The organism is uncultured Tateyamaria sp., assembly GCF_947494755.1.
Classification (GTDB): Bacteria; Pseudomonadota; Alphaproteobacteria; order Rhodobacterales; family Rhodobacteraceae; genus Tateyamaria.
This window is the reverse complement of sequence record NZ_CANLVZ010000012.1, coordinates 71150-97470: the sequence shown is the minus strand read 5'-3', so window position 1 is coordinate 97470 and position 26321 is coordinate 71150. Positions and strand designations below refer to the sequence as shown.

Below are 26321 nucleotides of genomic sequence, written 5' to 3'. Positions count from 1 at the left end.
CCATGACCTCTGTTCTCGTCAAAGACCTCACGCTCAAATTCGGCGCGCTGACCGTGCTCGATACGCTGAACATCGACATCCCCGAGGGCGAATTCCTCGTGCTGCTCGGTGCGTCGGGCTGCGGCAAGTCCACGTTGCTGAACTGCATCGCGGGGTTGCTCGACGTGACGGACGGCGAAATTCACATCAACGACCGCAACGTCACATGGGCCGAACCGTCCGAGCGGGGGATAGGCATGGTGTTTCAATCCTATGCGCTTTACCCGCAGATGACGGTGGCAGGAAACCTGTCCTTCGGCCTCAGGAACGCGCGGATGCCCAAGGACGAGATTGCCGCCCGGGTCGCGCGCGCTGCCGAAGTTTTGCAGATCGAACCGCTGCTCGATCGCAAACCTGCGGCCCTGTCGGGCGGGCAGCGCCAGCGCGTCGCCATCGGGCGGGCATTGGTGCGCGACGTCGATGTCTTCCTGTTTGACGAGCCGCTGTCGAACCTTGACGCCAAGCTGCGCGCCGACCTGCGGGTCGAGATCAAGCGCCTGCATCACAACCTCAAGAACACCATGATCTACGTCACCCACGATCAGGTCGAGGCGATGACGCTGGCCGACCGCATCGCGATCATGAAGGGCGGCGTGATCCAGCAACTCGACACCCCGACCGAGATCTACAACCGACCCATCAACAAATATGTGGCCGGGTTCATCGGCTCGCCCGAAATCAACTTCTTTGAGGGGCGGATTGAGGGCAATCATTTCGTCACCGACGATCTGAATATTCCGCTTGCTGAGTATGCGTTTCAAAGCGGCAAGCTCGATCGGCCCGCTTGGTTCGGCATCCGACCCGAACATATTCTATCGGGCGACATGGCCCGCGATCTTCCGTTTTCTCAAGAGGTCGAGATCGAGATTGTGGAGCCCATGGGCTCGGACACGCTGGCCTGGACCACCCTTGGTGGACACCCTCTTCGCATCCGTATGGATGGTCAGGCAGCCGTGGCGTCTGGTACGCGCCTGCTGGTCGGATTCGACCCTGCGCGCGGCTCTTTCTTTGATGCTGCAAGTGAGTTGAGGCTTTGACATACGATCTTGCGGGTCTTTGGCAACTGGCCGACGAGACCGGGCAGTTCAGCACGCCCATGGCCGTGCCCGGTGATGGCATTTCGGCGCTGCACGGCGCGGGGCTGATCCCCGACCCGTATTTTGGTCGTAACGAATATGATCTGCGGTGGATCACGGATCGGGATTGGCTGATGAGCCGCGAGTTCGAAGTTTCCGACCTCGATCAAGTGCTGCATATCAGCATGCTGGACACGGTCGCCGATGTGTCGATCAATGGGCAGGTGGTGCTGCGCGCCGACAGTATGTTTCGCACCCACCGCGTTGATGTGGCCGAGGCTTTGCAGCTTGGGACAAATGTCATCACCATCCACTTCCGCTCCGCCCCGCGCGAAGCGGTGGCACGCGCCGCCAAACAGCCCTTTCCGGTGCCTTACCAAAAGTCGAATTGCCCCATTCCGCACGGCAATATGCTGCGCAAACCGCAATGCGATTTCGGTTGGGATTGGAACATCGCGCTTGCGCCCTTTGGGCTTTATGGCGACATCCGGCTTGAGCGTGCGGACCCGCGCGTCGACAGCCTCAGCGTGGATCAGACCCATCACAATGGCGATGTCACCTTGACTGTTGTCGCGCAGATAAGCGGCGCGCCGGATGGGGCCGAGGTCACCTTTGCCATCCTGGATCAGACGGTGCGCACCACGATCATCGACAATGCCGCGATCGCAGAAATCGGCCTGAAAGAACCCGCACTTTGGTGGCCCGCCGGCCAAGGCGCACAGGTGCTGCATGATCTGACGGTCAGCCTCGCAGACCACACAATGACCCGCAAAATCGGGCTGCGTAAGATCAATTTGATCACAACGCCGGATGACACCGGTGCCGGGTTCGCCTTTCACGTCAACGGATGCCCGATATTCATGAAAGGAGCCAACTGGATTCCGGCGGACGCGCTTGGCTCCAACATCACCCCCGAGGTCTGCCGCGACCTGCTGCAATCGGCCAAAGACGCCCACATGAATATGATCCGCATCTGGGGCGGAGGGCGTTATGAGTCGGACTGGTTCTACGACATCTGCGACGAGCTTGGGTTGCTCGTGTGGCAAGATTTCATGTTTGCCTGCCACCTTTACCCGTCAACTGACGAGTTTCTCGCCGACATCGACTCAGAAGTGCGCGAACAAGTCGCCCGTCTGAACCACCACGCCTGCATCGCGCTGTGGTGCGGGGACAACGAGTTGCTGGGGGCGCTGACCTGGTTCGAGGAAAGCCGCGACAATCGCGACCGCTATCTGGTGGCCTATGACCGGCTGAACCGCACGATTGAAACGGCACTCAAAGCAACCGCGCCGAATGCCAACTGGTGGCCCTCAAGCCCATCACCAGGGCTGATGAATTTCGGGGACGCATGGCATGACGACCGCTCGGGCGACATGCATTTCTGGTCGGTCTGGCATGAGGGGCGCGATTTCGATCATTACCGCGACGTGTCCCCGCGTTTTTGCTCGGAATTCGGGTTTCAATCTTATCCATCCATGGATGTGGTCCGCCGCTTTGCCGACCCGGCAGACTTCAACATCGCCTCTCCGGTGATGGAGAGCCATCAGAAAAACGCAGGCGGCAACGCGCGGATTGCCGAGACGATGTTTCGGTATTTCCGCTTTCCAAATGACTTCGAGAATTTCGTCTACCTGTCCCAGATCCAGCAGGGCCTCGCGATCAAAACGGCCGTTACCCACTGGCGCAGCCTGAAACCGCACTGCATGGGCACGCTTTATTGGCAGCTGAATGACACATGGCCAGTCTGTTCGTGGGCGAGCCTTGATCACGGCGGCGGCTGGAAACTGCTGCACCATATGGCGCGCCGGTTCTACGCGCCCGTTTTCGTAAGCGCTGTGCCTGTCACCGACGGGTTTGAGTTGCGTGCCATCAACGATCTGGATCACGCGGTAACGCTCGATCTGAAGGTCGAGGCGATTGCGCTCGACGGGACCACCCGCGCACTCGGGCATACGCCGGTGACGGTGGAGCCTGATGCAGCAGCACTCGCACTGCATATTGCCGCGGACACCGTGCAGGGGGATGAAATCATAGGGTTTTTGTGGACGGATACGGCGACCGACACTACCGCGTCGGACACGTTCGCGCCCAAGCCGTTCAAGGGCTACGACCTGCGCGCACCTGACATCTCAAGCACCGTGGCTCAAAACGGCACTGGTTGGGACATCACCCTGACCGCTCAGGCCCTCGCGCTATTTGTCGCGGTCGAGGCCGATCAGCCCGGCCGCTTTTCGGACAATGCCGTGACCCTGTGGCCCGGTAATCCGATCACCATTCACTTCGCGCCCGCCGCGCCAAGCGACGACCCAGTCTTTACTATCCGCGATCTGCATTCCGCCACATATCCTGCCTGAAAGGTCCTGACATGACTGCATTTTCCTATCAGCTTTATAGTTCCCGCATGTTCCCGCCTCTCGGTGACACGCTGCAAATGCTGGCCGATCTCGGCTACGCAGAGGTGGAAGGGTATGGCGCGTTGCTGGACGATCCGGCCATGATCACGGCCCTCGCAGACGGGCTCAAGACCACCGGTCTCACTATGCCCACCTGCCACGTCGCCCTTGAAATGTGCCAAAAGGACCCCGCAAAAGTGGTCGATATTGCAGCGCAGCTTGGCGTCAAAACCGCCGTCATTCCCTATATCCACATCGATGATCGCCCGACAGATGCCGCAGGATGGCGTGCCTACGGGGCCGGGCTGGAAGAGGTGCAAAAGCGGCTGGCAGAAGACGGCATCGCCCTTGCCTATCACAATCACGACTTTGAATGCGTCGCGATGGCCGATGGGACGATGCCCATTGATCTGATCCTTGAGGCGGCACCGTCCGTCTATCTGGAATACGATCCGGCCTGGGCCGTGCGCGCCGGAGCTGATCCTGCCGAAACAATAACCAAACATGGGGGCCGCATCCTGTGTGCCCACCTCAAGGACATCGCACCCGAGGGCGAGGCAGAGGACGAGGATGGCTGGGCTGATGTGGGGCATGGCACGATGGACTGGCCCGGACTATTTGGTGCCCTTAAATCCGCAGGCACCCGACATTTCATCATGGAACACGACAAGCCAAGCGACCACCACCGCTTTGCCCGCCGCGCGCTGGCGGCCGCAAAGACATTCTGAAAACAGGAGACGACCCATGCAAGGCATCGGCATCATCGGTTGTGGCAACATCTCATCAGCATATCTGCGGCTTGCGCCCCTGTTCAAAGGTCTGGAGGTGCGGGCCGTTGCCGACATCAACGCGGACGCAGCCCGCGCACGCGCGTCCGAGTTCAACGTGCGGGCAGAGACGGTCGAGGGATTGCTCAGAGCCGCTGACATCGACATTGTCGTGAACCTGACCATACCGGACGCGCATTTCACCATCACCCGGGACATCCTGCGGGCCGACAAACACGCATATTGCGAAAAACCCATCGTGTTGTCGCTGGCCGAGGGGGAAGAACTGCGCGCGATAGCGGCAGAAAAGAACCTGCGGATCGGATCCGCCCCCGACACATTTCTGGGGGCCGCCCATCAGGCTGCGCGTGCCGCAATCGATGAGGGTGCCATCGGCAATGTGATCTCGGGCACGGCGCATGTGATGTCGCATGGGCTGGAACACTGGCACCCGAACCCCGACTTCTTCTTTCTGCCGGGCGCCGGGCCGATGCTGGATATCGGGCCGTATTACGTGACCAATCTGATCCAGTTGATCGGGCCGGTCAAAAAGGTTGCAGCCTTGACTTCTACCCCGCATACCACCCGCACAATCCTGTCCGAACCGCGCCGGGGCGAAGTTATTCCGGTCAAGACCCCCACCACCATCCACGCGCTACTGGAATTCCACTCAGGCGCGACGATCACGTTATCGACCTCGTGGGATGTGTGGGCGCATCGGCATGGAAACATGGAACTTTACGGCACCGAAGCAACCATGTTTCTGCCCGATCCGAACTGGTTTTCCGGCACGCTTGAGGTTGTGGGCAAAGATGGGCAGTCATACGTGCTGGAGCCTGAAGGCCATCCCTTTGGCATTCCGAACCAACATGATCAGGACGAGCCCAAGGCCAATTACCGCACCGCCGGACTAGCCGATATGGCGGCGGCCCTGAACGAGGGGCGCGCGCACCGCTGTTCGCTCGATCTGGCGATCCATGCGGTTGATGTGATGACGTCGGTTCTCAAATCCGGTGAAACCGGCGAAATGGTAACGCTGTCGACGACGTGCACACGCCCCGACCCCTTGCCAGCCGAGGCGGCGCGCGCGTTGCTTAAATAGGGCGCACGTGGTCGCCGGGGACAATCCGACCGGCCCTGCGCACTTCGGCGTAAATGCCCATGTCAGAATGCCCATGGTGCGCGCGGATCAGGCCGGGGACGTCTAGATCACGCGTACCCCTTTCAAGGTTCACTTCGGTGGCCGGGCACCGTTTCGTGCGCTTGACGACCTCAAGGCGCACCTCGCCCACTTCGATCTCGCGGCCCACCCAGTCCAGCTCAGACCACGCGGGCGCGCCCGAAAACACGATGTTGCCGCGAAAGCGGGCCGGATCAATCGCATGACCGACCTGGGCACCGAATGCCGCGACCGTGTCCGCATTGATCAGCGACACGGCGTTCATCATCGCCTTTGATACGACGGACACATCCGTGAACTTGTGCGGCGCGGCGGACACCAGTCTTGGCGTTTCGTCATCGCGATATCCAAGGAACGCGGCCAAGAAGTCTGCCGCATCCGCTCGGCCCGCGTCCTTTGTGACATCAAAACTGCGCACCTCATCCGCAACCGACAATGTAAGCTGCTGCGTGCCAAGATCAAAGTGGGCGTTGACCAAGGCCAGCGCCGGATCACGCGCCAACACAACAAAGCGAGATTTCGGCAATGGCCGGGGATTTTGCGGATCAAAACCACTGTTGTGACGGGCAAACCCATAGGCGCGGTCGCCAGGAACGCCCTCGCCCAAAGCCAAAGTTAACGCGTCCAAATTTTGCGCGCTCAACCCTTTGACGGGATAGCGAAACAAACCGTCAACACGTGCGCCCATACTCCAACCGCCCTTCGTATTTTATGGGGGACGCATGGCTGCATCCTGCGTAACCATAGCTGCATCGCGGCAAAATGAAACAGACGACATCACCTAGCGCACTGAGTCCGACTGCGAAATTCTATTGTTAAATATCAATGTATTACGCAACTACTCTATATATTTGAGGTACGCACCTCAAAACAAAGCTAGACGTGAGGTGCGTACCTCAAATAGCGTTGAGACGTCACTAAGACGATTCGGCCCATAAAAACCAAACGCCGATTTTCAACTGGGAGGACTACCAATGAAAACTTTGAAACTGGCATCTGTCAGTGCGCTCAGTATTGCCGCTGCGTCCCTTGCCAACACCGCACAAGCCGAGGATTTGACGCTGTGCTGGGCCGCCTGGGATCCCGCAAACGCGCTGGTCGAACTCAGCAAGGAATTTGAAGCGCAATCCGGCCACACGATGAGCTTTGAGTTCATCCCATGGCCCAATTTCGCGGACCGGATGCTTAATGAGTTGAACTCAGGCGGCAAACTTTGCGACCTGCTGATCGGCGACAGCCAATGGATCGGCGGCGGTGCCGAAAACGGCCACTACGTCAAACTGAACGACTTCTTCGACGCCGAGGGCATCTCGATGTCGGACTTTGCCGACGCGACTGTCTACGCCTATTCCACATGGCCCAAGGGCACCGAAAACTATTATGCCCTGCCCGCCATGGGGGATGCGAACGGCTGGTTCTATCGCAAGGACTGGTTTGAGCGTGAAGACATCCGCGCTGCATTCCTTGAGGCCACAGGCCGTGAATTGGGCGAGCCAAAAACCCAAAAGGAAATGCTCGAGATCGCGCAATTCTTCCAGGGCCGCGAGATCGACGGACAGACCGTCTATGGCGCCTCGATCTTTACCGAGCGCGGGTCCGAAGGGATCACGATGGGGGTTACCTCGGCGCTTTACCCATGGGGCTTCAAATACGAAAACACACCCGGCTCTTACGACATGGACGGGGCTGTGAACTCACCCGAAGCGGTCGAAGCGCTGGAATTCTATAAAGAGTTCTACGAGACTGCGACCCCGCCCGGCTACACCAACTCGTATATGGGTGAATCGCTGGATGCGTTCAAATCCGGTCAGGTTGCGATGGCGATGAACTGGTTCGCGTTCTTCCCCGGCCTCTATGCCGATCCCAACACCGGCGGGGACAAGATCGATTTCTTCGTCAATCCACCCCAGAACGTGGCCGGATCGACCCTTGGTGGTCAGGGCATCAGCGTCGTAGCCTATTCCGATAAGCAGGACGCGGCACTTGAATACATCAAGTGGTTCGCCGACCCCGAGGTTCAGGCCAAATGGTGGGATCTGGGCGGCTATTCGGCCCACAATGCAGTGCTGAACGATCCCGGCTTCAAGGACAGTGCACCATTCGCGGGCGACTTCCTCGAAGCGATGGGCTCGGTGCAGGACTTCTGGCAGGAACCGGCCTATGCCGAATTGCTGCTGGCGATGCAGAAACGGCTGCACGATTACATCGTGGCCGATCAGGGCACCGCGCAAGAGGCGCTCGACAAGCTGGTCGAGGACTGGACCGAAGTGTTCGAGGACGAAGGCAAACTCTGATCCCTCCCCGGGGTGGGCGTAAGGCCCACCCTACCCCTCTTTTCGCCAGACCGTGCCGGGTGGACCCATCCACCCCTTTCGAAAGACATGCCCGATGACTGACACGCCCGCCACACGCGCAGCCTCTGCGACACCGCCCCGGGTCGCGCGCAAGATCCGTGGTCTCAGCGACCGCGCCATCGCGTGGATCTTTGTCGGGCCGACGATCTTTCTGCTGCTGGCAATCAATATCTTCCCGCTGATCTGGACGATCCGGCTGTCCTTCACGAACTTCAAGGCCAACCGCAATCGGCCGCTCGAATGGGTCGGCACCCGCAATTACGAACGTATCCTGACCGACAGCGATATCTGGCTGAACATGCAGGCCACTGCGCATTTCCTGTTCTGGACGATCTTCTTTCAGGTGCTGATCGGGTTCACGCTGGCTTACCTCATCAACAAGAAATTCAAGGGCAATGACCTGTGGACCACGATCATCGTGCTGCCCATGATGCTCTCGCCCGCCGTGGTGGGCAACTTCTGGAAATTTCTCTACCAGCCGCAAATTGGCCTGTTCAATTACATCGTGGGCTTCTTCACCGGCAAGGATCCGTCCAGCTTTGAAATGCTCGGCTCGGTCGAACTTGCGCCATGGTCCATCGTGATCGTGGACACATGGATGTGGACGCCCTTCGTGATGCTGATCTGCCTTGCGGGGCTGCGCTCGATTCCCGACTACATCTATGAAGCCGCAGAGGTCGACCGCGCCTCAAAGCTCCGGCAATTCTTCACCATCACCATCCCCATGGTGCTGCCCTTCCTGATGCTCGCCGTCCTCTTCCGGGGGATCGAGAACTTCAAAATGTTCGATCTTGTCGTGCAACTCACCGGCGGCGGCCCCGGCTCGACCACCGAACTCACCTCGATCAATCTCAAGCGCGAAGCGTTCGAGAAATGGCGCACCGGCTACGCCAGCGCCTACGCGATCATCCTGTTCGTTACGGTGTTCGGCCTTGCCAGCATCTACGTCAAAGCCCTGAACAAGGTGAAAGAACGATGACACACCCCATCCTTCCTTTCGCCCAAAATACCTTCGGGGGGGCGCATCAGCGCGGGGGGCCGACAGCCCCCCTCCGACCCCCGCAACGAAAGCGCGAACCATGAGCAGCTTCTCCGTCACCGAACCGACACAGCGCACCAAATGGGTCTCAGGCACGCTCGTGATCATCTACGCGCTGGTCACGATGCTGCCTCTGGCGTGGATCATGCTGACCGGGTTCAAGTCGCCTGCCGATGCGATCAGTTATCCGCCCAAGGTGATCTTCGATCCGACGCTCGAGGGCTACGTGAACCTGTTCACCACCCGCACGCGGCAAACGGACGAATTCCTCGCCGCCAACCCGCCCGAGACATGGTACGAAGAGATCGTGCGCGAATACGATATGGTCATCGCGGGCCCCTCGAAATTCGGCGAACGGTTCCTCAATTCGGTGATCATCGGCTTCGGCTCCACCTTCCTCAGCATCGTTCTGGGCACGCTGGCGGCCTACGCCTTCTCAAGGTTCAAAATCCCGCTGGCGGACGATCTGCTGTTCTTCATCCTGTCCACCCGCATGATGCCCCCCATCGCCGTCGCCATCCCCATTTTCCTGATGTATCGACAACTGGGGCTGTCCGACACGCATCTGGGCATGATCCTGCTCTATACGGCCGTCAACATCTCCCTCGCCGTCTGGCTGCTCAAAGGGTTCATCGACGAAATTCCTCGCGAATATGAAGAGGCGGCGCTGATCGACGGCTACACCCGCTTTCAGGCGTTCTACAAAGTCGTGCTGCCCCAGGCGGCCACCGGCATCGCCTCAACGGCCATCTTCTGCCTGATCTTTGCGTGGAACGAATACGCCTTTGCGGTCCTGCTGACCTCGGGCACGGCACAGACCGCACCACCCTTCATCCCGACCATCATCGGCGTTGGCGGCCTTGACTGGCCCGCGGTTGCGGCGGGGGCGACGATCTTCCTGCTGCCGGTCATGATCTTCACGATCCTGCTGCGCAAACACCTGCTGCGCGGCATCACCTTCGGAGCGGTGCGCAAATGAGCAACTTCTTTTCCGGCCTTCTCGCCCTCAAACGCGGCCCGTGGGAGATGGTGGCAACCATTCTCATCGGCCTCGGGGTCTTCATGCTGATGCAGCCCTTTGTACTCTGGGCCTACACCTATTCCTTCATCACCACGCTGGTGGGAACCGTGATGTTCATCATCGTCTCCCACTTCAAAGAGTAGCCCCATGGCCCAGATCATCATCAAGAATGTGCGCAAAGAATTCGGTAATTTCACCGCCGTCAAAGAAAGCAGCTTCACCATCGAGGACGGCGAGTTTTTCATGCTGCTCGGCCCCTCGGGCTGTGGCAAGACGACAACGCTGCGGATGATTGCGGGGCTCGAACTGCCCACCTCGGGCGAGATTTACCTCGACGGAGAAGAGATCAGCCAGAAACCTCCAAGCCAGCGTGACATCGCCTTCGTGTTCCAGATGTTCGCCCTCTACCCGCATATGAACGTGCGCAAGAATCTCAGCTATCCGCTGGTCAGCCAAGGCATGGCGCGCCGCGACGTGCGCGCCAAGGTAGACGAGGTCGCGGGCATCCTCGGCATTCGCGACATCCTGAACCGCCCCGTCGGCGGGTTGTCAGGCGGGGACCGGCAGCGTGTCGCCCTGGGCCGCGCCATCGTGCGCGACCCAAAAGCATTCATGATGGATGAGCCACTCGGCGCGCTTGATGCCGAGTTCCGCGAACATATGTCCGAAGAGCTACGCGCGCTGCACGACCGGATGGGGGCGACGACCGTTTATGTGACCCATGACCAGCTTGAGGCGATGCAGATGGGCGACAAGATTGTAGTGATGAACAACGCCGTGGTCGAACAGTTCGGCACACCGCAGGAAATCTATGACACGCCCGCGACCATGTTCGTGGCCGATTTCATCGGCTCCCCTTCCATGAACTTCCTCGACTTCAGTGGATCGCTCGCCCCGGGTGCCGACACCGTCGATCTGGGCGGCCAGCACCACGCGGTGCCGACCCAACGGGAAGAGGCCTCCGGCGATCTGGTGTTTGGCGTGCGGCCCGAACACGTGAGGCTCACGGATGCAGGTGCTTATCGGGGCGAAGTGCTGGCCACCGAATATCTCGGCACGACCCAGATCATCACGCTCGACACCCCGAACGGAGAGCTGAAGGCGCGCACCGACAGCGCGCAGATTGCCAAGGTGGGCGAAACTGTCGGGCTAACCTTTGAGGGGCCGAAAATCACACTTTTCGACAAGGCCAGCGGGCAGGCCCTGCGGTCGGAACTCAATGAAAAGGTGCTGGCCCATGGCTGAGGTTGTCCTGAAATCACTCAGCAAGTCCTTTGGCCGCGACGTCGGCGTCGAAGACATCTCGATGACCATCCCTGATGGGGCCTTCGTGGTGCTGCTCGGGCCAACCGGGGCGGGCAAGACCACGACGCTGCGCCTGATCTCTGGCTTGGAAAAGGCGGATGCGGGCGAAGTCTGGATCGGCGGGCGCAATGTGGCGGACGAGATGCCGGCACAGCGCGACGTGGCGATGGTATTCCAGCAATATTCGCTCTATCCGCACCTCACGGTGCGCGACAATCTCGCCTTTCCGCTGAAATCCCCGATCCTCAAGACCCCACCCGAAGAGATCACGCGCAAGGTCGAAGAGGTCGCGCGCGTGCTTCAGATCAGCCACAAGCTCGACAACAAGGCCACGGCCCTGTCGGGGGGCGAGATGCAGCGCGTTTCCATCGGGCGGGCGCTGGTACGCGATCCGGCGATCTACCTGATGGACGAGCCGCTGAGTTCGCTCGATGCCAAGCTGCGCACCGATCTGCGGGTCGAGTTGAAGCGCATCCACGCAAGCCTTGGCGCGACCCTGCTTTACGTCACCCACGACCAGATCGAAGCGATGACCATGGCGACCCATGTGGGCGTGCTCGATCATGGGCGGCTCGTGCAATACGGCACGCCGCGCGAAATCTACGAAAACCCCAATTCGCTCTATGTTGCCTCGCGCCTTGGCCTGCCGCGCATCAACGTGCTCCCCGCTGACATCTTCGGCGGTGTGCCCCCCGGGACCACACAAATCGGCCTGCGCCCCGAACACATCACACAAGGCGACGGCCAGGAGGCCGAAGTCCAGCGCGTCGAACATCTGGGCGATCAGAACCGCCTGCACCTCACCCTCAAGGGCCACGCGATCACCACCATCGCCGATCCCGCGACGGACTACGCGCCCGGCACCATGCTGAAGATTTCGCCGAAAAACCCACTTTGCTTTGACGCCCAAGGCCACCGCATCCGCTGACATCAGGAGCCCGCCCATGACCCAATTCATCAATGCAAAACAAACGCTTGTAACGGACGCCATCGACGGGCTTTTGGCCACATCCGGCGGAGCCCTCACCCGGCTTGACGGCTATCCGCACATCAAGGTCGTGTGCCGCGCCGATTGGGACAAATCGCAGGTCGCGCTGATCTCGGGCGGCGGGTCCGGGCACGAACCGGCCCACGCGGGCTTTGTCGGCAAGGGGATGCTGACGGCGGCCGTCTGCGGCGAGGTGTTCGCCTCCCCTTCGGTCGATGCGGTGCTGGCGGGCATCCTCGCGGTGACCGGCCCTGCGGGCTGCCTGCTGATCGTCAAGAACTACACGGGCGACCGGTTGAATTACGGGCTGGCGGCAGAGCGCGCGCGCGCCTTCGGGCTGGATGTGTCGATGGTGGTCGTCGACGACGACATCGCACTGCCTGACCTGCCGCAGGCGCGCGGAGTCGCAGGCACGCTGTTCGTCCACAAGATCGCCGGAGCGATGGCCGAGGACGGTGCCGACCTTGCCTCCATCACCGACGCCGCCAATACTGCCATCAGCCACATGGCCTCGATCGGCACATCGCTTGACACCTGCACGGTGCCCGGTTCGGCCAAGGAGGACCGGATCGCCCCCGGCATGGCCGAACTGGGCCTCGGCATTCACGGCGAAGCGGGCGTGCAGCAGGTCGCCTTCACCGACGCCGCACACGCGATGGACCTTGTGCTGGAAAAGCTTGCCCGGCACATGGGCGAGGGCGCGCATGTCGCCATCCTGAACAACCTCGGCGGGACGACCCCGCTCGAGATGAGCATTCTGGCCCAGGCGCTGGCCACGTCCGACAAAGCGAAGGGGATCAAGCATGTCATCGGACCTGCTCCGATGATGACTTCGCTCGATATGCACGGCTTTTCGGTCTCGATCCTGCCAGTGGATGATACCACCCTGCCCTACCTGACCCGCGCCGTGGACCTGCCCGCCTGGCCGGGTGTGACGGACATCACGCAGGTCTCGGTACGCCCCCTGCCCGACGGGCTTTCCCCTATCCAACCCGTACCGTCGGACAAGCCCGAAACCCGCGCGCTGATCGAGAAGTGTTGCGATCTGCTGCTCGCTGCCGAGGGCGATCTCAACACGCTCGACGCCAAATCCGGTGACGGCGACACGGGCAGCACGCTGGCCACGGCATCGCGCGCGCTCAAAGGATCGCTCGACCGCCTGCCGCTGGCTGATCCTACGCAACTGTTCCGCGCCGTGGGCAATGAACTCAGTCAGACCATGGGCGGCTCGTCGGGCGTGATCCTCGCGATCTTTTTCGGGGCAACGGGTGATGCCTGCGCCAACGGCAAACCCACCACCAAGGCCCTGCTGACGGGGCTCAAGCGGATTACCGAGGTGGGCGGCGCGACGAAGGGCGACCGCACCATGATCGACGCACTGGAACCGGCGCTGCACGCGCTGCCGGATGGGCTGGACGCTGCCGCCAAGGCGGCCCGCGCCGGGGCGGATGCCACGGCACAGATGGGGCGGGCCAATGCGGGGCGCGCCAGCTATGTGCCCTCTGAAAATCTGATCGGGCACAATGATCCCGGCGCCGAGGCGGTGGCGCGCCTGTTCGAAGGGTTGGCCAAGCATACGTAACCACGCATAAGGGCGCGATGAAACAAGGACTTACCCCCCACTCCACCCCCACGGTCAACGACATCGCCCGCGTTGCCGAAGTGAGCCTTGCGACCGTGGACCGTGTGCTCAATGCGCGCCCCGGCGTGCGCGAAAAGACCGTCGAAAAGGTCAATCAGGCGATCGCTGAACTGGGTTACGTACGCGACACGGCAGCGGCCAATCTGGCGCGGGGGCGGGTCTATCGGTTCGTGTTCATATTGCCTTCGAACAGCAACGAATTTCTGACTTCGCTTGAGGCGCAAATCGAAGCGCTTGGAAACGATATCCGGCGGGATCGCACGCAACTGAGCTTTGTGCGGGTGGCGGCGTTCGATCCCGTCGCGCTGGCCGATGCGATTGCGGCCATCGACGTTACAGCCGTTGACGGGGTCGCCATCTTCGGCCCGGAAACGCCGTCGGTGCGCGACAGCATTGCCCATCTCAAAGCCCATGGGGTCACGGTCGTGTCGCTGGTGGCCGATATCCCGAGTTCCGGGCGCGACCATTATGTGGGCGTCGACAATATCGCGGCGGGGCGCACCGCCGCGCATCTGTTGGGGCGCTTTGTCGGGCCGCAGCGTGGGAAAATTCTGGTCCTGACCGGCTCGATGTTGGCGCGGGATCATCTGGAACGCCGCCTTGGCTTTGACGAGGTGATGGGGCGCGATTTCCCGCATCTCGACATCCTGGCTTCACTTGAAGGCCGCGATGACCCCGATCTGATCGCACGCCTGATGCCCGGCGCACTGCATGACAATGCGGGCGTCATCGGCATCTATTCGTCGGCGGCCGGAAACGAAGGCCTTCTGCGCTTTCTCAACAGCCAGCGCAGCGCCCCCCGCCCGGTCGTCGTCGCCCACGAACTGACGCAATTGTCGCGCAGTGCCTTGCAAGACGGGCTGTTTGACGCGGTGATCAGCCAAGACACTGGGCATTTGGTGCGCAGTGCCGTGCGCATCATGCGCGCCGAACGGGATCGCACGCCCATTCACGCCGCGCAGGAACGCATCCGCATCGACATCTATTTGAAAGAAAACATGCCGCTGTGAGCGGTCCAATTCGGGAGGATTACACATGAAAACCATCAAGGGGCCGGCGCTGTTTCTGGCGCAGTTTGCAGGCGATGACGCGCCGTTCAATTCGTGGGATGCCATCACCAAATGGGCAGCTGATTGCGGTTACAAAGGCGTGCAGGTGCCAAGTTGGGATGGGCGATTGTTCGATCTGGCCACAGCGGCGACCAGCAAGGATTATTGCGACGACTTCAAAGGGCAGGCTGTCGCCAACGGGGTTGAGGTCACCGAATTGTCCACCCACCTGCAGGGCCAGTTGGTTGCGGTGAACCCGGCCTATGACGCGGCCTTTGACGGCTTTGCAGATCCTTCGGTGCGCGGCAATCCCAAGGCACGGCAAGAATGGGCGGTCGATCAGGTCATGAAGGCCATCAGCGCATCGGCCAATATGGGGATCGGCGCTCATGCGACCTTTTCCGGCGCACTGGCGTGGCCCTATATCTATCCATGGCCGCAACGCCCTGCGGGTTTGGTCGAGACCGCCTTTGACGAATTGGCGGCGCGCTGGCGTCCTATCTTGGATCATGCGGACGAAAACGGCGTCGACATTTGCTATGAAATCCACCCCGGTGAGGACCTGCACGACGGCGTCACCTTTGAGATGTTCCTCGAGCGGGTGGACACTCATACGCGCTGCAACATGCTCTATGATCCCAGCCACTACGTGCTGCAATGCCTTGATTACATTGATAACATCGATATCTACAAGGACCGGATCAAGATGTTCCACGTCAAGGATGCGGAGTTCAATCCGACCGGGCGGCAGGGGGTTTATTCGGGGTATCAGCCGTGGGTGGACCGCGCGGGCCGCTTCCGCTCGCTTGGCGATGGGCAGGTCGATTTCGCGGCGATATTTTCAAAGATGGCGGCCAATGATTTCGACGGATGGGCCGTGGTCGAATGGGAATGTTGTCTGAAGCATCCCGAAGACGGTGCCCGCGAAGGGGCAGCATTTGTCAGTGACCACATCATTCGCGTGACCGAGCGCGCCTTTGACGACTTTGCTGATGGCGGCACGGACGAGGCGGCGAACCGGAAGTTGCTGGGCATCGATTAAGCACGTCCCCCGGATGCCGGATCAGTTGGCGAACCGGCCCTCCGGGGTGAGTTTATTTGGCAAGATGAAGATTGGATCGCGGCCTGCCGCAGGGAGAGTGAGATGAAACGGATCAAGTTGGGAATGGTGGGCGGCGGCAATGACGCCTTTATTGGTGCCGTGCACCGGATTGCGGCGCGCATTGATGACCGGTTCGAACTGGTTGCGGGCGCACTGTCGTCAACGCCGGAAAAATCGCAGGCCTCTGGTGCGGCGCTTGGCTTGGAGCGCATCTATGACGACTTCAAGTCGATGGCCATACGCGAGGCCCGCCTGAAGAATGGCATTGAGGCTGTCAGCATCGTCACCCCCAATCATATGCACTATGCCGCCGCCAACGAGTTTCTGAAGCGGGGCATTCATGTGATTTGCGACAAGCCGCTGACCTCGACCCTTGCCGACGCCCGCAAGTTCGCCAAGGCGGTTGAAAAATCCGATGCGCTCTTTGTTCTGACCCACAATTACACGGGATATCCGATGGTGCGCCAGGCCCGCGAGATGATTGCCAACGGCGAGATTGGCAAGGTGCGCGTCGTGCAGGTTGAGTATCCGCAGGATTGGCTGACCATCCATCAGGAGTTCAAACAGGCCGAATGGCGCACGGACCCGGCCCGGTCAGGTGCGGGGGGATCAACCGGCGATATCGGCACCCATGCTCACAATCTTGCCTGTTTCGTCACCGGGCTTCAGGTCAAGGCGCTGGCGGCTGATCTCGACGCTTTCGTGCCGGGCCGGCAGGTGGATGACAACGGACATGTCATGCTGCGCTTTGAGGGGGGGGCCAAGGGTATGCTGTGGTGCAGTCAGGTCGCACCCGGCAATGAAAACGCGCTGCGCCTTCGGGTCTATGGTGAAACGGGGGGGCTGGAATGGGCGCAGGAGGATCCGAACTATCTGTGGCACACGCCATTTGGCGCGCCAAAGCGGCTGATCACACGCAATGGGTCGGGCGCGGGCGATGCAGCAGGGCGGGTCAGCCGCGTGCCACCGGGTCATCCGGAGGGGTATCTGGAAGGGTTTGCCAACATTTATTCGGAAGCGGCCACCGTGATAGAAGCGCACCGCACAGGTGCGCCCGTCCCTGCCGACGTCATCTACCCCTCGATTGAGGATGGGGTGCGCGGGATTGCATTCGTTGACGCGTGCGTGCGCTCATCCGCGCGGAACGCGGCATGGGTCAGGCTCTAGCGGCGATCAGATAATCGGCCTGGTGGCCGGTTCGAGATTATCAAGTAACCCGACCTCTGCCAGTGCCTCGAGGTCAGGAATGCGCAATGTGCCATCCGACCAATGAGCCAATTGTTTGGCCTTGAGCGCGGCCAGCGTCTTGTTTGTGTGGACAAGCGACAGACCGAGTGCGTCTGCAATGTCCTGCTGCTTGTAGGGGAACTTCATCGCGCCGTTGTGCACCATATCGAGCGCCTGGCCGCGCACGAAAACGCGCGAGAGCGCCCAAGCGATTGATTGCATGGCCGTGCGCTGACCAAGGGTGGCCAAAGTGTCACCCAGAAAATGCTCCTCCACGGCGGCGAGCCATGTCAGGGAAAATGCCCGCTCGGGGCGCTCTTTGAAAAAGGACCAGATTTCGGAGCGGTCAAAAACGCAGAGCGTCATTTTGGTTGTCGCCTCGACCGAATGACCCATTTCGCCCATGATTCCAGCCTGCAAACCGATGAAGTCACCGGGGAAGATCAGACTGACGACCTGGCGCCTTCCGTTAGGTAATAGTTTATAACGCAATCCCATTCCGTGCAGGGCTGTGAACAGTTGGGGACTGTTTGAGCCCTCCATCAGGAGTGGCGTGCCTGGGTCGACACTCAGCTCACCCACCTTAAATCGTTGGGTAAATTGAATATCCTCACCGTTCATTTTCTCGAAAATCTCAGCCTGTCGCAGCGGGCAGCTGTCGCATCTGGTCGCCATAACTGTCCTCCTTGCTATGTCATAGATTAATGCGGGGGGGTAGGGTATATTGTTAATGTCGAAGCGCTAGGACAAAGGATCCGTAGGCGTGATTCAAAGCATTATCGTTATAGAACCCGATCCGTTGGTGCGAATGGACCTCATGGGTGCTTTGCAGGATGGGCACGTCGACGCAATTCTTTCTGAATGCGCGACGGTCTCTGACGCCACACCATTGGTTTTGCAGGCCAAAGGGCCGGTGACGGTGTTTGTCAACAGCAGCCTCATGCCTCAACTTGAACCAGCGACGCAGCACGCCATTATCCAGTCGCGCGGCAAGATCATCTGTGTCGGCGACGCGCGGCCAACCGTTGTTCCGATCACCATTCTCGAAAAACCTTTTACGACTCCAATGATCATGGATGCACTGTCTAATGGCGCGCACGGTCGGCCTGTGTCCCGGCCTGAAGTCCGTACATGAAAGCTTGGACGATGGGGGGACTGTCAGGCGCATCAGCCGCTTGTTGAGGTTGTGCGGGACGATGGCCCTTGGTTTGAACGGATCCAACCCCGATGAGTATCAGCCCGATACCCGCATAAGCCGCCCCGACGATCAATGCCGTCACCGTTATCCCAACGGTCGGCAACAAGGCGAACCAAGCCGCGGTCGTCAAAAATCCGAATCCCACCGTGCAAAGCAGCAGGCCCCCCGAAAGGAGACCTGCGCGTCTGGCGGTTTGCGCCACTTTTTCTCGGATTCCGAACATCAATTATTTCCGCGACCCAAGGAAGCCAACAAGAAACCCCAGACCGGCTGCAATACCAAGTGCGGTTGCAGGTTGGTTCCTGATGAAGGCGTTCGCCTGATCACCAACTTCCATGGCCTGCAGACGCGCTGTTTCGGTGGCATCCGCAGCTTTGCCGCGCACATCGTTAAGGGTTGACCGAGCGGCTTCAGCCGCCTCTTGGCCTTTGGCGAGGCTTAGATCAGAGATCGTTTTGGTCAGCGCGGCAATGTCATTGCGCAGAATTTCAACCTGATCTGCCACATCACTCGCTGTCACGTCGTCACGCTTGTTGTTCAGTTTCTGCAAAGTGCTGGCCATTGATCTTCTCCTTATTTCTGTTGTCATCCCAACACGCCAACAACAGGGATGTTCCATCAAATCGTCAGAAAAAATCGGGAACTCTACGTTGGTGCGCGCATTGGGTCCCCTCAAGGTGCCTAACAGGCGCGATCGGCATCAACAGCGAAAGGAGCAGGAAATGTTATATTTTGCGGTACTGTTTCTCGTGGTTGCACTCGTGTCTGCGCTATTTGGCTTTGGTGGATTTGCGGCGGCATCGGCAGGTGTTGCCCAACTTCTGTTTGTCGTGTTCCTGGTCCTGTTTATCGCCACGCTTGTTCTGCATCTGGTAAGCCGCTTGAAGTGACCGACGCACAGCGCCATTGCTATGCGCGTTGCCCCAACAGTCCGAAAAAATGTAATTGTCGCGCGTCGACCGTTGCCAAACGCCGCGATCTTGTGTCTGGCTGACAAGCCGGATGTCATGATTTACCATGGTGTTCGAGCCGCTTGCCTGTCACTGATCCGCAACCCTTGGATGCCCAACATCAAAGAACAAAAGTATACCATAAATATGACGAATACTGACACGACCGCTGGTCTGACGATACTCAAGGACTACGAACCCATCGCCAATGGCGAAGTTCGAGACGTATGGCATCGCCCCGGCCACCCCGATCAGCTTCTCAAGACCATCCGCACCTACAAACGCGAAAAATATGAGCGGCGCCGGGGTCTGCGCCGCGCCCTCGACTATTTCCGCATGGGCCCCTACGGCACGTTCCGGATCGAATATCGCTGCTATCTGAAAACCGCCTACCGCTGTGCGCAGCAAAAACGCCCCCTCCCCATCGCTGAAATGGGCGGTTTGGTGATCACCGATCGTGGCCTCGCGCAAGTGTGCGAGAAGATAGCCGACGCGTCAGGCAATGTTGCTCAGACGCTTGAGGATGTCTTGCGAGAGGGTCCGTTGAGCGATGAACGGCTGAAATGGCTGAATGACTTTGTCGCCAACATCTTTGCGCTGAACGTGAATGTACCGGACTTGCGACCCTCTAATATTGCCCTTGATGAGGTAAATCGCCGGTTTGTGGTTATCGACGGCTACGGCGACAAAACACTGATCCCGATCCGGTCGTGGCTAACATGGCTGAACCAAAAGCACCTCGATTACCGCTTCTCCGAGATGGAAAAACACCGCAATCTCAAGTGGTCGTCAGAAAGGCAAATCTTTACGGTCGTCCATCCGGCTGACTAAGCGTGCCGCATGAAAAAGCCCCACGCATTCATAAGCGCGGGGCCCGTTTTACGCCTTAAGCGTTGCGGTTGAAGCAAAGAACATCGCCTGACTGACGGCTGACAGCACTTGCGCCTCTTGGAACGGCTTGGAGATCAGGAACGCCGGTTCGGGGCGATCCCCGGTCAGCAAACGTTCGGGGAACGCCGTGATAAAGATGACCGGCACGTCCATCATCTCAAGCAAGTCGGCGACCGCGTCGATACCGGACGAGTTATCGGCCAGCTGAATGTCAGCAAGGATCAGGTCCGGATGCTGTTCCTTACCCAGTTCCAGGGCCTCGGTGTGGGTGCGGGCAATGCCGGTGACCTCGTGGCCAAGGCTGGTCACGATTGCGCTGATGTCGGCGGCGATGATCGGCTCATCCTCAATAATCATCACGCGACCCTTGATGCTTTTGGCAAGCTCAGAGTTGGCCGCAGAGATCAGGTGGCGCACTTCGTCCGCGTCCACCTGCATGATGGCAGCTACGTGTTTGATATTGAATTCTTCGATGGTGCGCAGCAGCAGCGCTTCGCGTGAATTGGGGGTCAGCTTGGCAAGCAGACCGTGGGCGCGGCTGCGCAAATCACCCTCTGGCTCGGTCAATGCCTGTCCGGTGGTCGCCCAGATCGAGTGAAAGCATTTGAACAGGTTCACCTTGATCGGATCGTCATTTTCGAAAGGGGTGCGATCTTTGAGGATCGCTTCGAGGGTTGCGACGGTGTACTTGTCCCCGCGTGATTGTGATCCTGTCAGAGCACGGGCATAGCGCCGCAAGTATGGCAATTCAGCTGCCAGGAGGTCGGAAAAAGTCATCTCCGCACTTGTATCACTCATATTTTCGACCTTTTTTTGTATTTAGATGGAACCGAACGCGCCACAGTGCAGTTGGTTCCGGTTACAGGCACACTTTTTTAACGAAATGAGGCATCGAGGTTCAATGGCAAGTAAGCAAGACCCCAAGAACGCCCAAATCGATGCGTATATCGACCAAAATCTCAAGAAGGTGTTCGCTGAATTGCAAACCGGCGATCTACCTGACGAAATCACCGATCTGTTGTCCGTCCTGCGCGCGCAGGATCAAGAGGCGAAGGACAGCAAATGAGCGACATGGACCCAAGGGATGAGCTGGTAACACATTTGCCAGCACTACGGGCCTTTGCGCTCAGCCTGACGCGCAACCGGGCAACTGCCGACGACATGATGCAGGACACCGTGCTCAAGGCGTGGACCAACATGGATAAATTCACGCCCGGTACCAATATGCGCGCCTGGCTGTTTACGATCCTGCGCAACAACTTCTACACGTCCCGCCGCAAGCTGAACCGTGAAGTGGCCGACGTGGACAACGTATTTTCCGATACCCTGTCCGTCAAACCTGAGCATGACGGACGGCTGCAGATGTCCGATTTCAAAAAGGCGCTGAACCAGTTGCCGGATGAGCAGCGCGAGGCGTTGATCCTTGTGGGGGCCTCCGGCTTTGCCTACGAAGAGGCGGCGGAGATGTGCGGCGTGGCCACAGGCACGATCAAGAGCCGGGTCAATCGCGCCCGCGCCAAACTCACCGAGCTGCTGCAACTCGAGGATGATGACGTGCTGGAACTGACCGATAGTGCAACAACCGCCGTCGTGGGCAGTCCGGGCCTGCCTGCGTGATGAAACCGACGTGGTACAGCAGTCTGCTTGTGCAGATCATGCTGCTGTTGACGCTCGCCTTGTTTCCACTTGGCGCTGTTGCCATCTACCAGACCAACCGCGTCGCCTCCGAGGCGGATCGCAATGCGCAACTGGCCCTTCTGGCCCTCACAGGCCGTGCGGCCAAAGCTGAGGAGTTGCTGATCGAACGCGCCTTTGGGGCGGCGCGCGTGCTGGGAACGATGGTCAAGGATCTCGAACAGAACCCGGATCGTTGTGCTGCCGTACTCAGCCAATTTGTGACGACCGATGATCGCTACAGCTTTGTCGGGATTCTGCCACGGTCAGGCCTGATGACCTGTAACTCGCAGGGCCAGACCTATGATTTTGCCGACTGGCCCAACTTCGATCAGACCATGGCTGCCGAGAAACGCACGATCGTCGTGAACACAGAGGCACCACTGAGCGGGCAGTCGGTGTTTATAGTATCCGAACCTTACGAAGTAGACGGCCTGTTCGGTGGTTTCGTCTCTATCTCGATCCCGTATTCGGGCCTGCCTGACACACCCGACGCACTATCCGATCTGGGTCTCGAAGAGCTGATAACGTTCAACGAAAACGGCGCGATCCTGACCTCGCGCGCGGGCAGAGCGGAGGCGATGGGAGAGCTGCCCAGTAACACCGCGCTCGACGAATTGAAGGGGACGGAGGCCAAGGCCTTCCAGTCCCGGAACCAAAACGGCACCCTGCGCACCTACACCGTGGTGCCCATCGAAGGCAGCCCCGCGACCGTGATGGGTGTTTGGCGTACCAACGAAGGCCTTGCCCTGCCGGCTGCAGGGCTTGTCCGCCCGGCACTTTTTCCGGTCCTGATGTGGTTTGCCAGCATGGGGGTTGCGATGCTGGCGATCTATATGCTTGTGCTGCGCCATCTCAACGCGCTGCGCGCGCGTATGCGTGCGTTCTCAGATGACCGCGACATGATCTCGGCCCAGAATGAGACCGCCATGCCAACCGAAATCCTCGCGCTGCATCACCACTTTGATGACATGACGCACAGCATCGTGCGCGAAGAGGCCAATTTGGAAGACGCCCTGCACGACAAGAACGTGTTGATCAAAGAGGTCCACCACAGGGTCAAGAACAACCTTCAATTGATCTCGTCCATTATGAACATGCAGATGCGTATGGCTGAACAGCCAGAAACCAGATCGGTGCTGTCCCGGTTGCAGGAACGGGTTCTGAGCCTCGCCACGATCCACCGCGATCTTTATCAGTCGCAGAACGGGGGTATGGTCAACATGGGTGCGCTGGTCAGCGAAGTGATCGACAATTCGGTTGATATGGCGATGACCTCAAGCAACGCGATAAATCTAACCAAGGATGTCGACCCAATCCTGCTTTATCCCGATCAGGCTGTTCCGCTGTCGCTTCTCGTTGCCGAGGCGACGACGAATGCGATGAAGTATATCGGCGCGCCCAAGGGCACGCGTGCCTGGATGGACGTCTCTTTGAAACAGGACGACGGCACCTGTACCCTGTCGCTCAAAAACGCGCTTGGGCCGACGAAAAAGGTCGAAAGCACGGGCCTTGGCAAGCAGTTGATGGATGCCTTTGCCATCCAGCTAGGCGCGCGCATCGAAAGCGAAGAGACAACCGACAGCTATGCGTTGCACGTTCACTTCAAAGTGGCCGATTTCGAACCGATAAGCCGCGACTTCTGATGACCGCCGCCCCCGACAGGCAGTTCAAGGTCCTGCTCACGGCGCAAAACGCCTTTCCTGAGTTGGAGCGGCAATTCCTGCAGGCCCAGACCGAGATCATCGCCGGGTTTCGTATTTTTGATCCGTGGACCAAGCTGCACACCACTGAGGCAAAGGCGTTTGGGGACACCTGGTTCGACTTGATCGTTGCGACCCTCAACCGTGACGTGAAAGTGACCTTTATTCTTTGTGACTTTGATCCAGTGCTCGGGGCCGAATTGCATATGCAGACATGGGACTCGATCCGCGCCATGGCTGCCGCTGCGGAGGTGTCGCGCAATCCACATCTTCTGTCCGCCCGCGCCTCACTGCATCCCGCACGGGTCGGCTGGCTGCCACGCCTTTTGTTGTGGCCCCGCGTGCGCAAAGAGGTCGCAAGCAACCTGTCTGGCCTCAACAATTTACCCCGTGACCAGATCGAGCACCGGTTACGGTCTGCCCCCCACTTCCACGATCTCGTTAAATGGAAAGGGGAAAGTGTCGTGCCGCGCCTGCGACCGCCCCCGCTGGTGCCGGTCACCCATCACCAAAAGCTCGCGGTCTTTGACGACGAGACGCTCTATGTCGGCGGGTTGGACCTGAACGACAGACGCTATGATACCCCACAGCACAGGCGCGACGCGGATGAGACGTGGCACGATACGCAAGTGTTGGTGACTGGCCCTGTGGCACAGGAAGCCGCGCAGCATTTGCGCAATTTTGAGGCTGTGACCTACGGCAAACCTGCGTTGCCGACGCGGCATCTGTTGCGCACGATTTCGGCCAAGCGGCGCATCGCCCTGCCCTTTTTGTCGCCCAAACCGGTGATCAACGAGCTGGCCCAAATGCACCACGCCCAGATCGACCAGTCCGAGCGGCTGATCTATCTTGAAACCCAGTTCTTTCGCGACCGCACCTTGGCCAAACACCTCGCAAAGCGCGCGCGGGCGAACCCGGATCTGACGTTGATCCTAATACTGCCTGCGGCCCCTGAAGAGGCCGCGTTTTATGACAAGACCGGCAGTGACGTGGCCTATGGCGAATATCTGCAAACCAAGTCTATCGAAATTGTGGAAGACGCATTTGGCGACCGCTTTTTTGTCGGATCACCGGCTCAACCTCGCGACACCGACCGCACCGGGCGTGACGCACATTACAATGCTCCGATCATCTATCTCCACGCCAAGGTTTCGATCTTTGATGATCGGTTGGGGCTGGTCTCGTCCGCAAACCTCAACGGACGATCCATGGCCTGGGACACCGAAATCGGGGTTGCCACACAGTCCGCGGATGAAGTGCAATCGCTGAAAAATCAGTCCTTCGAACACTGGCTCGGGCCGGATGCAGGGCCTGAATTCTACGACGTCAAAACCGCTTGTGCGGTCTGGGCGGCTCAGGCCCGCCGAAACACTGCACTGACCCCGAAAGAGCGTTCGGGCTTCATCCTGCCCTACGCCAAGGCACCGGCCGCTGAATTGGGCTACGATCTGCCCGGTGTCCCCGAAGAGATTGTTTAGGGCGCTGGCACAACGAGAAAAGCGCGCCGGTTGCCCAACGCGCCTTTCCATTGAAGTGGTCCGTCAGCTTATGCCAGACGTTGGTTCGACCGTGGGCCAGCGATCAGCCAGATCACAAAACCGACGATGGGCAGGATCAGGACCAGCAAAGTCCACAGGACTTTGGACCCTGTCGATGCTCCCGAGCCGACAATCGAAACGATCGCCCAGATGTTCAGGACCAGTACGATAAAACCGCCAATACCTGCATATTCCATGTCGAAGTCTCCTTTGAATTCGCTTGTCTGACAAACCAACCCCGCGTCAGGCACAAAGGTTCCGGACGATTTTTTCTATCGTGCGTTCAGCTCGTGGCGCACCTGCCCGAAGGACAGCAATGCAAAGATTGCCGTGCCCCCAAGAACATTGCCCGCCAACACCGGGATAAAGAAGTCGAATAGCGCGTCGCTTGGCGACAAAAGCCCTTGGATCAACAAAAACGCCATCTCCACCGAACCGGCGATGATGTGAGTGAAGTCACCCGCAGCAATCAGCCATGTGAACATGATGATGGTAAGCGCTTCGAACCCCTCGGATTGCGGCAACATCCAAACGATGGCCGCAACCAGGACCCCCGCCGGGATGGCCCGTTGGAACGCCTCAAACGGCGCAAACCCGGTTGCGTGCTCGGATAGCTCTTGAATGGCGGGGATCAATTCGGCAGGGATGGCAGACGTGAATGCAAACACACTTGCCACCGCAAAGGCCCCGACCACATTGGCCAACAGTACAATGGCCCACAAAGACGCGGTGCGCCCGAACATCGAAGCCGTGGGCGTGGTCATCACAGGCAGAACCGTGGTGATCGTGTTTTCTGTAAACAATTGCATCCGGCCCAGGATGACGACCAGAAACCCAAGGCTGTAGCCAAGGTTTTCCACCAGATAGGACCACTGCGCATCCGGCAGGTAGGTGCGAAAGATCGCCTCGCCCAGTACCGACAATGAGATCATGATGCCTGCAGCCACCCCGGACCACATCAGCGACAATTTTGGACGGGCCAATTCTTCGACCCCGTCGCGGCGGATCACCTCAAATATCAATTTCGAAGTCAGACCCTCAGCGTCTTCAATCGCCGCTTCTTCGTGCGTCTTGCTCATTGCCGCCCCTTCGAAATACCCAAGTGTCAACGCGCGACCACGCGGGTTCGTTCCGCGCCACGCCCAAAATCGGGGAACAAATCAACGGCTGGCGCATTGAGGTCGC

The 26321-nt window shown here is 59.4% G+C and carries 28 protein-coding genes; 21 read left to right on the top strand and 7 right to left on the bottom strand.

Translation table 11 applies throughout. The annotated features are described in order from the left end of the window. Window positions 1-2 precede the first annotated feature (2 nt). Genes Q0908_RS15000 through Q0908_RS14985 form a run of 4 tightly spaced genes read left to right on the top strand, consistent with a single transcriptional unit; the run spans window position 3 to window position 5377 of the window. A complete protein-coding gene (locus Q0908_RS15000; RefSeq protein WP_299286116.1) occupies window positions 3-1076 on the top strand; it encodes an ABC transporter ATP-binding protein in 1074 nt (357 codons plus the stop codon). Then, window positions 1073-3469: a glycoside hydrolase family 2 protein gene (locus tag Q0908_RS14995; RefSeq protein ID WP_299286114.1), complete on the top strand. Its 2397-nt coding sequence runs from the start codon at window positions 1073-1075 to the stop codon at window positions 3467-3469. Before Q0908_RS15000 ends, Q0908_RS14995 begins: the two co-directional genes overlap by 4 nt. Before the next feature lie 11 nt (window positions 3470-3480). After that, entirely contained in the window at window positions 3481-4236 is a 756-nt protein-coding gene (locus Q0908_RS14990; RefSeq protein WP_299286112.1) for a sugar phosphate isomerase/epimerase, read from the top strand. A 16-nt stretch (window positions 4237-4252) separates the two neighbouring features. Then, the gene (locus Q0908_RS14985) at window positions 4253-5377 is read left to right on the top strand and encodes a Gfo/Idh/MocA family oxidoreductase (RefSeq protein WP_299286109.1); all 1125 of its coding nucleotides are present in this window, start codon (window positions 4253-4255) and stop codon (window positions 5375-5377) included. On the opposite strand, the gene Q0908_RS14980 is transcribed toward Q0908_RS14985, so the two are convergent. Further along, window positions 5370-6143, bottom strand: coding sequence for an MOSC domain-containing protein (locus Q0908_RS14980; RefSeq protein WP_299286106.1), 774 nt, complete (start codon window positions 6141-6143; stop codon window positions 5370-5372). The two genes, Q0908_RS14985 and Q0908_RS14980, sit on opposite strands and share 8 nt — an antisense overlap. 286 nt (window positions 6144-6429) lie before the next feature. On the opposite strand from Q0908_RS14980, the gene Q0908_RS14975 reads away from it, so the two are divergent. The 10 genes from Q0908_RS14975 (at window position 6430) to Q0908_RS14930 (ending at window position 17122) form a co-directional block, all read left to right on the top strand. After that, window positions 6430-7749, top strand: a complete 1320-nt coding sequence (locus tag Q0908_RS14975; protein ID WP_299286103.1) for an extracellular solute-binding protein — start codon at window positions 6430-6432, stop codon at window positions 7747-7749. A gap of 94 nt (window positions 7750-7843) precedes the next feature. Further along, window positions 7844-8788 (top strand): sugar ABC transporter permease, encoded by a 945-nt coding sequence (locus Q0908_RS14970; protein ID WP_299286100.1) that lies wholly within the window; start codon window positions 7844-7846, stop codon window positions 8786-8788. 100 nt (window positions 8789-8888) lie between these two features. Then, window positions 8889-9827 carry a carbohydrate ABC transporter permease gene (locus tag Q0908_RS14965; RefSeq protein ID WP_299286097.1) on the top strand — a complete coding sequence of 313 codons (939 nt, stop codon included), beginning with the start codon at window positions 8889-8891 and terminating at the stop codon, window positions 9825-9827. Next, window positions 9824-10012, top strand: a complete 189-nt coding sequence (locus Q0908_RS14960) for a hypothetical protein (protein ID WP_299150841.1) — start codon at window positions 9824-9826, stop codon at window positions 10010-10012. The genes Q0908_RS14965 and Q0908_RS14960 overlap by 4 nt, the downstream gene beginning before the upstream one ends. 4 nt (window positions 10013-10016) lie before the next feature. Next, complete coding sequence (locus tag Q0908_RS14955) at window positions 10017-11114, top strand: ABC transporter ATP-binding protein (RefSeq protein ID WP_299286094.1); 1098 nt, start codon at window positions 10017-10019, stop codon at window positions 11112-11114. After that, window positions 11107-12102 (top strand): ABC transporter ATP-binding protein, encoded by a 996-nt coding sequence (locus tag Q0908_RS14950; protein ID WP_299286092.1) that lies wholly within the window; start codon window positions 11107-11109, stop codon window positions 12100-12102. The genes Q0908_RS14955 and Q0908_RS14950 overlap by 8 nt, the downstream gene beginning before the upstream one ends. Before the next feature lie 16 nt (window positions 12103-12118). Beyond that, window positions 12119-13744, top strand: a complete 1626-nt coding sequence (locus tag Q0908_RS14945; RefSeq protein WP_299286089.1) for a dihydroxyacetone kinase subunit DhaK — start codon at window positions 12119-12121, stop codon at window positions 13742-13744. A gap of 17 nt (window positions 13745-13761) precedes the next feature. After that, the gene (locus Q0908_RS14940) at window positions 13762-14814 is read left to right on the top strand and encodes a LacI family DNA-binding transcriptional regulator (RefSeq protein ID WP_299286086.1); all 1053 of its coding nucleotides are present in this window, start codon (window positions 13762-13764) and stop codon (window positions 14812-14814) included. 25 nt (window positions 14815-14839) lie between these two features. Next, window positions 14840-15895: a sugar phosphate isomerase/epimerase family protein gene (locus tag Q0908_RS14935; protein ID WP_299286084.1), complete on the top strand. Its 1056-nt coding sequence runs from the start codon at window positions 14840-14842 to the stop codon at window positions 15893-15895. Window positions 15896-15997: 102 nt separating this feature from the next. Then, window positions 15998-17122, top strand: coding sequence for a Gfo/Idh/MocA family oxidoreductase (locus Q0908_RS14930; RefSeq protein WP_299286081.1), 1125 nt, complete (start codon window positions 15998-16000; stop codon window positions 17120-17122). Between the two features lie 6 nt (window positions 17123-17128). Here Q0908_RS14930 and Q0908_RS14925 read toward each other — a convergent pair whose 3' ends face one another. Then, window positions 17129-17857, bottom strand: coding sequence for a Crp/Fnr family transcriptional regulator (locus tag Q0908_RS14925; RefSeq protein ID WP_299286078.1), 729 nt, complete (start codon window positions 17855-17857; stop codon window positions 17129-17131). Window positions 17858-17945: 88 nt separating this feature from the next. Between Q0908_RS14925 and Q0908_RS14920 the strand changes: the two genes are divergently transcribed. Continuing rightward, on the top strand, window positions 17946-18317 hold the full coding sequence (locus Q0908_RS14920) for a hypothetical protein (protein ID WP_299286075.1): 372 nt from the start codon (window positions 17946-17948) through the stop codon (window positions 18315-18317). On the opposite strand, the gene Q0908_RS20430 is transcribed toward Q0908_RS14920, so the two are convergent. Together Q0908_RS20430 and Q0908_RS14915 are read right to left on the bottom strand one after the other, a co-directional pair. Further along, window positions 18268-18603 (bottom strand): phage holin family protein, encoded by a 336-nt coding sequence (locus Q0908_RS20430; protein ID WP_366869285.1) that lies wholly within the window; start codon window positions 18601-18603, stop codon window positions 18268-18270. The genes Q0908_RS14920 and Q0908_RS20430 overlap by 50 nt on opposite strands. Window positions 18604-18606: 3 nt before the next feature. After that, on the bottom strand, window positions 18607-18942 hold the full coding sequence (locus Q0908_RS14915) for a DUF883 domain-containing protein (RefSeq protein ID WP_299286072.1): 336 nt from the start codon (window positions 18940-18942) through the stop codon (window positions 18607-18609). A gap of 160 nt (window positions 18943-19102) precedes the next feature. Between Q0908_RS14915 and Q0908_RS14910 the strand changes: the two genes are divergently transcribed. Together Q0908_RS14910 and Q0908_RS14905 are read left to right on the top strand one after the other, a co-directional pair. Beyond that, a complete protein-coding gene (locus Q0908_RS14910) occupies window positions 19103-19270 on the top strand; it encodes a DUF1328 domain-containing protein (protein ID WP_299286069.1) in 168 nt (55 codons plus the stop codon). Window positions 19271-19477: 207 nt separating this feature from the next. Further along, a complete protein-coding gene (locus tag Q0908_RS14905) occupies window positions 19478-20161 on the top strand; it encodes a YrbL family protein (protein ID WP_299286066.1) in 684 nt (227 codons plus the stop codon). Window positions 20162-20209: 48 nt separating this feature from the next. On the opposite strand, the gene Q0908_RS14900 is transcribed toward Q0908_RS14905, so the two are convergent. Further along, complete coding sequence (locus tag Q0908_RS14900) at window positions 20210-21019, bottom strand: response regulator (protein ID WP_299286063.1); 810 nt, start codon at window positions 21017-21019, stop codon at window positions 20210-20212. A 103-nt stretch (window positions 21020-21122) separates the two neighbouring features. Here Q0908_RS14900 and Q0908_RS14895 point away from each other — a divergent pair, with 103 nt between their 5' ends. Genes Q0908_RS14895 through Q0908_RS14880 form a run of 4 tightly spaced genes read left to right on the top strand, consistent with a single transcriptional unit; the run spans window position 21123 to window position 25076 of the window. Further along, window positions 21123-21287, top strand: a complete 165-nt coding sequence (locus Q0908_RS14895; RefSeq protein WP_299286060.1) for a NepR family anti-sigma factor — start codon at window positions 21123-21125, stop codon at window positions 21285-21287. Further along, the gene (locus Q0908_RS14890; protein ID WP_299286057.1) at window positions 21284-21838 is read left to right on the top strand and encodes an RNA polymerase sigma factor; all 555 of its coding nucleotides are present in this window, start codon (window positions 21284-21286) and stop codon (window positions 21836-21838) included. Before Q0908_RS14895 ends, Q0908_RS14890 begins: the two co-directional genes overlap by 4 nt. After that, window positions 21838-23541, top strand: a complete 1704-nt coding sequence (locus Q0908_RS14885) for a sensor histidine kinase (protein WP_299286055.1) — start codon at window positions 21838-21840, stop codon at window positions 23539-23541. The genes Q0908_RS14890 and Q0908_RS14885 overlap by 1 nt, the downstream gene beginning before the upstream one ends. Next, complete coding sequence (locus Q0908_RS14880) at window positions 23541-25076, top strand: phospholipase D-like domain-containing protein (RefSeq protein WP_299286052.1); 1536 nt, start codon at window positions 23541-23543, stop codon at window positions 25074-25076. Before Q0908_RS14885 ends, Q0908_RS14880 begins: the two co-directional genes overlap by 1 nt. 68 nt (window positions 25077-25144) lie before the next feature. Here Q0908_RS14880 and Q0908_RS14875 read toward each other — a convergent pair whose 3' ends face one another. Together Q0908_RS14875 and Q0908_RS14870 are read right to left on the bottom strand one after the other, a co-directional pair. Then, window positions 25145-25333, bottom strand: coding sequence for a PLD nuclease N-terminal domain-containing protein (locus Q0908_RS14875; protein WP_299286049.1), 189 nt, complete (start codon window positions 25331-25333; stop codon window positions 25145-25147). A gap of 75 nt (window positions 25334-25408) precedes the next feature. Further along, window positions 25409-26215 carry a formate/nitrite transporter family protein gene (locus tag Q0908_RS14870; RefSeq protein ID WP_299286046.1) on the bottom strand — a complete coding sequence of 269 codons (807 nt, stop codon included), beginning with the start codon at window positions 26213-26215 and terminating at the stop codon, window positions 25409-25411. Window positions 26216-26321 lie beyond the last annotated feature (106 nt).

Bases quoted from the DNA above. Each gene is read 5' to 3' on its own strand.
- Q0908_RS15000 (WP_299286116.1), top strand. From the start codon at position 3: ATGACCTCTGTTCTCGTCAAAGACCTCACGCTCAAATTCGGCGCGCTG.
- Q0908_RS14990 (WP_299286112.1), top strand. From the start codon at position 3,481: ATGACTGCATTTTCCTATCAGCTTTATAGTTCCCGCATGTTCCCGCCT.
- Q0908_RS14985 (WP_299286109.1), top strand. From the start codon at position 4,253: ATGCAAGGCATCGGCATCATCGGTTGTGGCAACATCTCATCAGCATAT.
- Q0908_RS14980 (WP_299286106.1), bottom strand. From the start codon at position 6,143: ATGGGCGCACGTGTTGACGGTTTGTTTCGCTATCCCGTCAAAGGGTTG.
- Q0908_RS14975 (WP_299286103.1), top strand. From the start codon at position 6,430: ATGAAAACTTTGAAACTGGCATCTGTCAGTGCGCTCAGTATTGCCGCT.
- Q0908_RS14970 (WP_299286100.1), top strand. From the start codon at position 7,844: ATGACTGACACGCCCGCCACACGCGCAGCCTCTGCGACACCGCCCCGG.
- Q0908_RS14965 (WP_299286097.1), top strand. From the start codon at position 8,889: ATGAGCAGCTTCTCCGTCACCGAACCGACACAGCGCACCAAATGGGTC.
- Q0908_RS14960 (WP_299150841.1), top strand. From the start codon at position 9,824: ATGAGCAACTTCTTTTCCGGCCTTCTCGCCCTCAAACGCGGCCCGTGG.
- Q0908_RS14955 (WP_299286094.1), top strand. From the start codon at position 10,017: ATGGCCCAGATCATCATCAAGAATGTGCGCAAAGAATTCGGTAATTTC.
- Q0908_RS14950 (WP_299286092.1), top strand. From the start codon at position 11,107: ATGGCTGAGGTTGTCCTGAAATCACTCAGCAAGTCCTTTGGCCGCGAC.
- Q0908_RS14945 (WP_299286089.1), top strand. From the start codon at position 12,119: ATGACCCAATTCATCAATGCAAAACAAACGCTTGTAACGGACGCCATC.
- Q0908_RS14940 (WP_299286086.1), top strand. From the start codon at position 13,762: ATGAAACAAGGACTTACCCCCCACTCCACCCCCACGGTCAACGACATC.
- Q0908_RS14935 (WP_299286084.1), top strand. From the start codon at position 14,840: ATGAAAACCATCAAGGGGCCGGCGCTGTTTCTGGCGCAGTTTGCAGGC.
- Q0908_RS14930 (WP_299286081.1), top strand. From the start codon at position 15,998: ATGAAACGGATCAAGTTGGGAATGGTGGGCGGCGGCAATGACGCCTTT.
- Q0908_RS14925 (WP_299286078.1), bottom strand. From the start codon at position 17,857: ATGGCGACCAGATGCGACAGCTGCCCGCTGCGACAGGCTGAGATTTTC.
- Q0908_RS20430 (WP_366869285.1), bottom strand. From the start codon at position 18,603: ATGTTCGGAATCCGAGAAAAAGTGGCGCAAACCGCCAGACGCGCAGGT.
- Q0908_RS14915 (WP_299286072.1), bottom strand. From the start codon at position 18,942: ATGGCCAGCACTTTGCAGAAACTGAACAACAAGCGTGACGACGTGACA.
- Q0908_RS14910 (WP_299286069.1), top strand. From the start codon at position 19,103: ATGTTATATTTTGCGGTACTGTTTCTCGTGGTTGCACTCGTGTCTGCG.
- Q0908_RS14905 (WP_299286066.1), top strand. From the start codon at position 19,478: ATGACGAATACTGACACGACCGCTGGTCTGACGATACTCAAGGACTAC.
- Q0908_RS14900 (WP_299286063.1), bottom strand. From the start codon at position 21,019: ATGAGTGATACAAGTGCGGAGATGACTTTTTCCGACCTCCTGGCAGCT.
- Q0908_RS14895 (WP_299286060.1), top strand. From the start codon at position 21,123: ATGGCAAGTAAGCAAGACCCCAAGAACGCCCAAATCGATGCGTATATC.
- Q0908_RS14890 (WP_299286057.1), top strand. From the start codon at position 21,284: ATGAGCGACATGGACCCAAGGGATGAGCTGGTAACACATTTGCCAGCA.
- Q0908_RS14885 (WP_299286055.1), top strand. From the start codon at position 21,838: ATGAAACCGACGTGGTACAGCAGTCTGCTTGTGCAGATCATGCTGCTG.
- Q0908_RS14880 (WP_299286052.1), top strand. From the start codon at position 23,541: ATGACCGCCGCCCCCGACAGGCAGTTCAAGGTCCTGCTCACGGCGCAA.
- Q0908_RS14875 (WP_299286049.1), bottom strand. From the start codon at position 25,333: ATGGAATATGCAGGTATTGGCGGTTTTATCGTACTGGTCCTGAACATC.
- Q0908_RS14870 (WP_299286046.1), bottom strand. From the start codon at position 26,215: ATGAGCAAGACGCACGAAGAAGCGGCGATTGAAGACGCTGAGGGTCTG.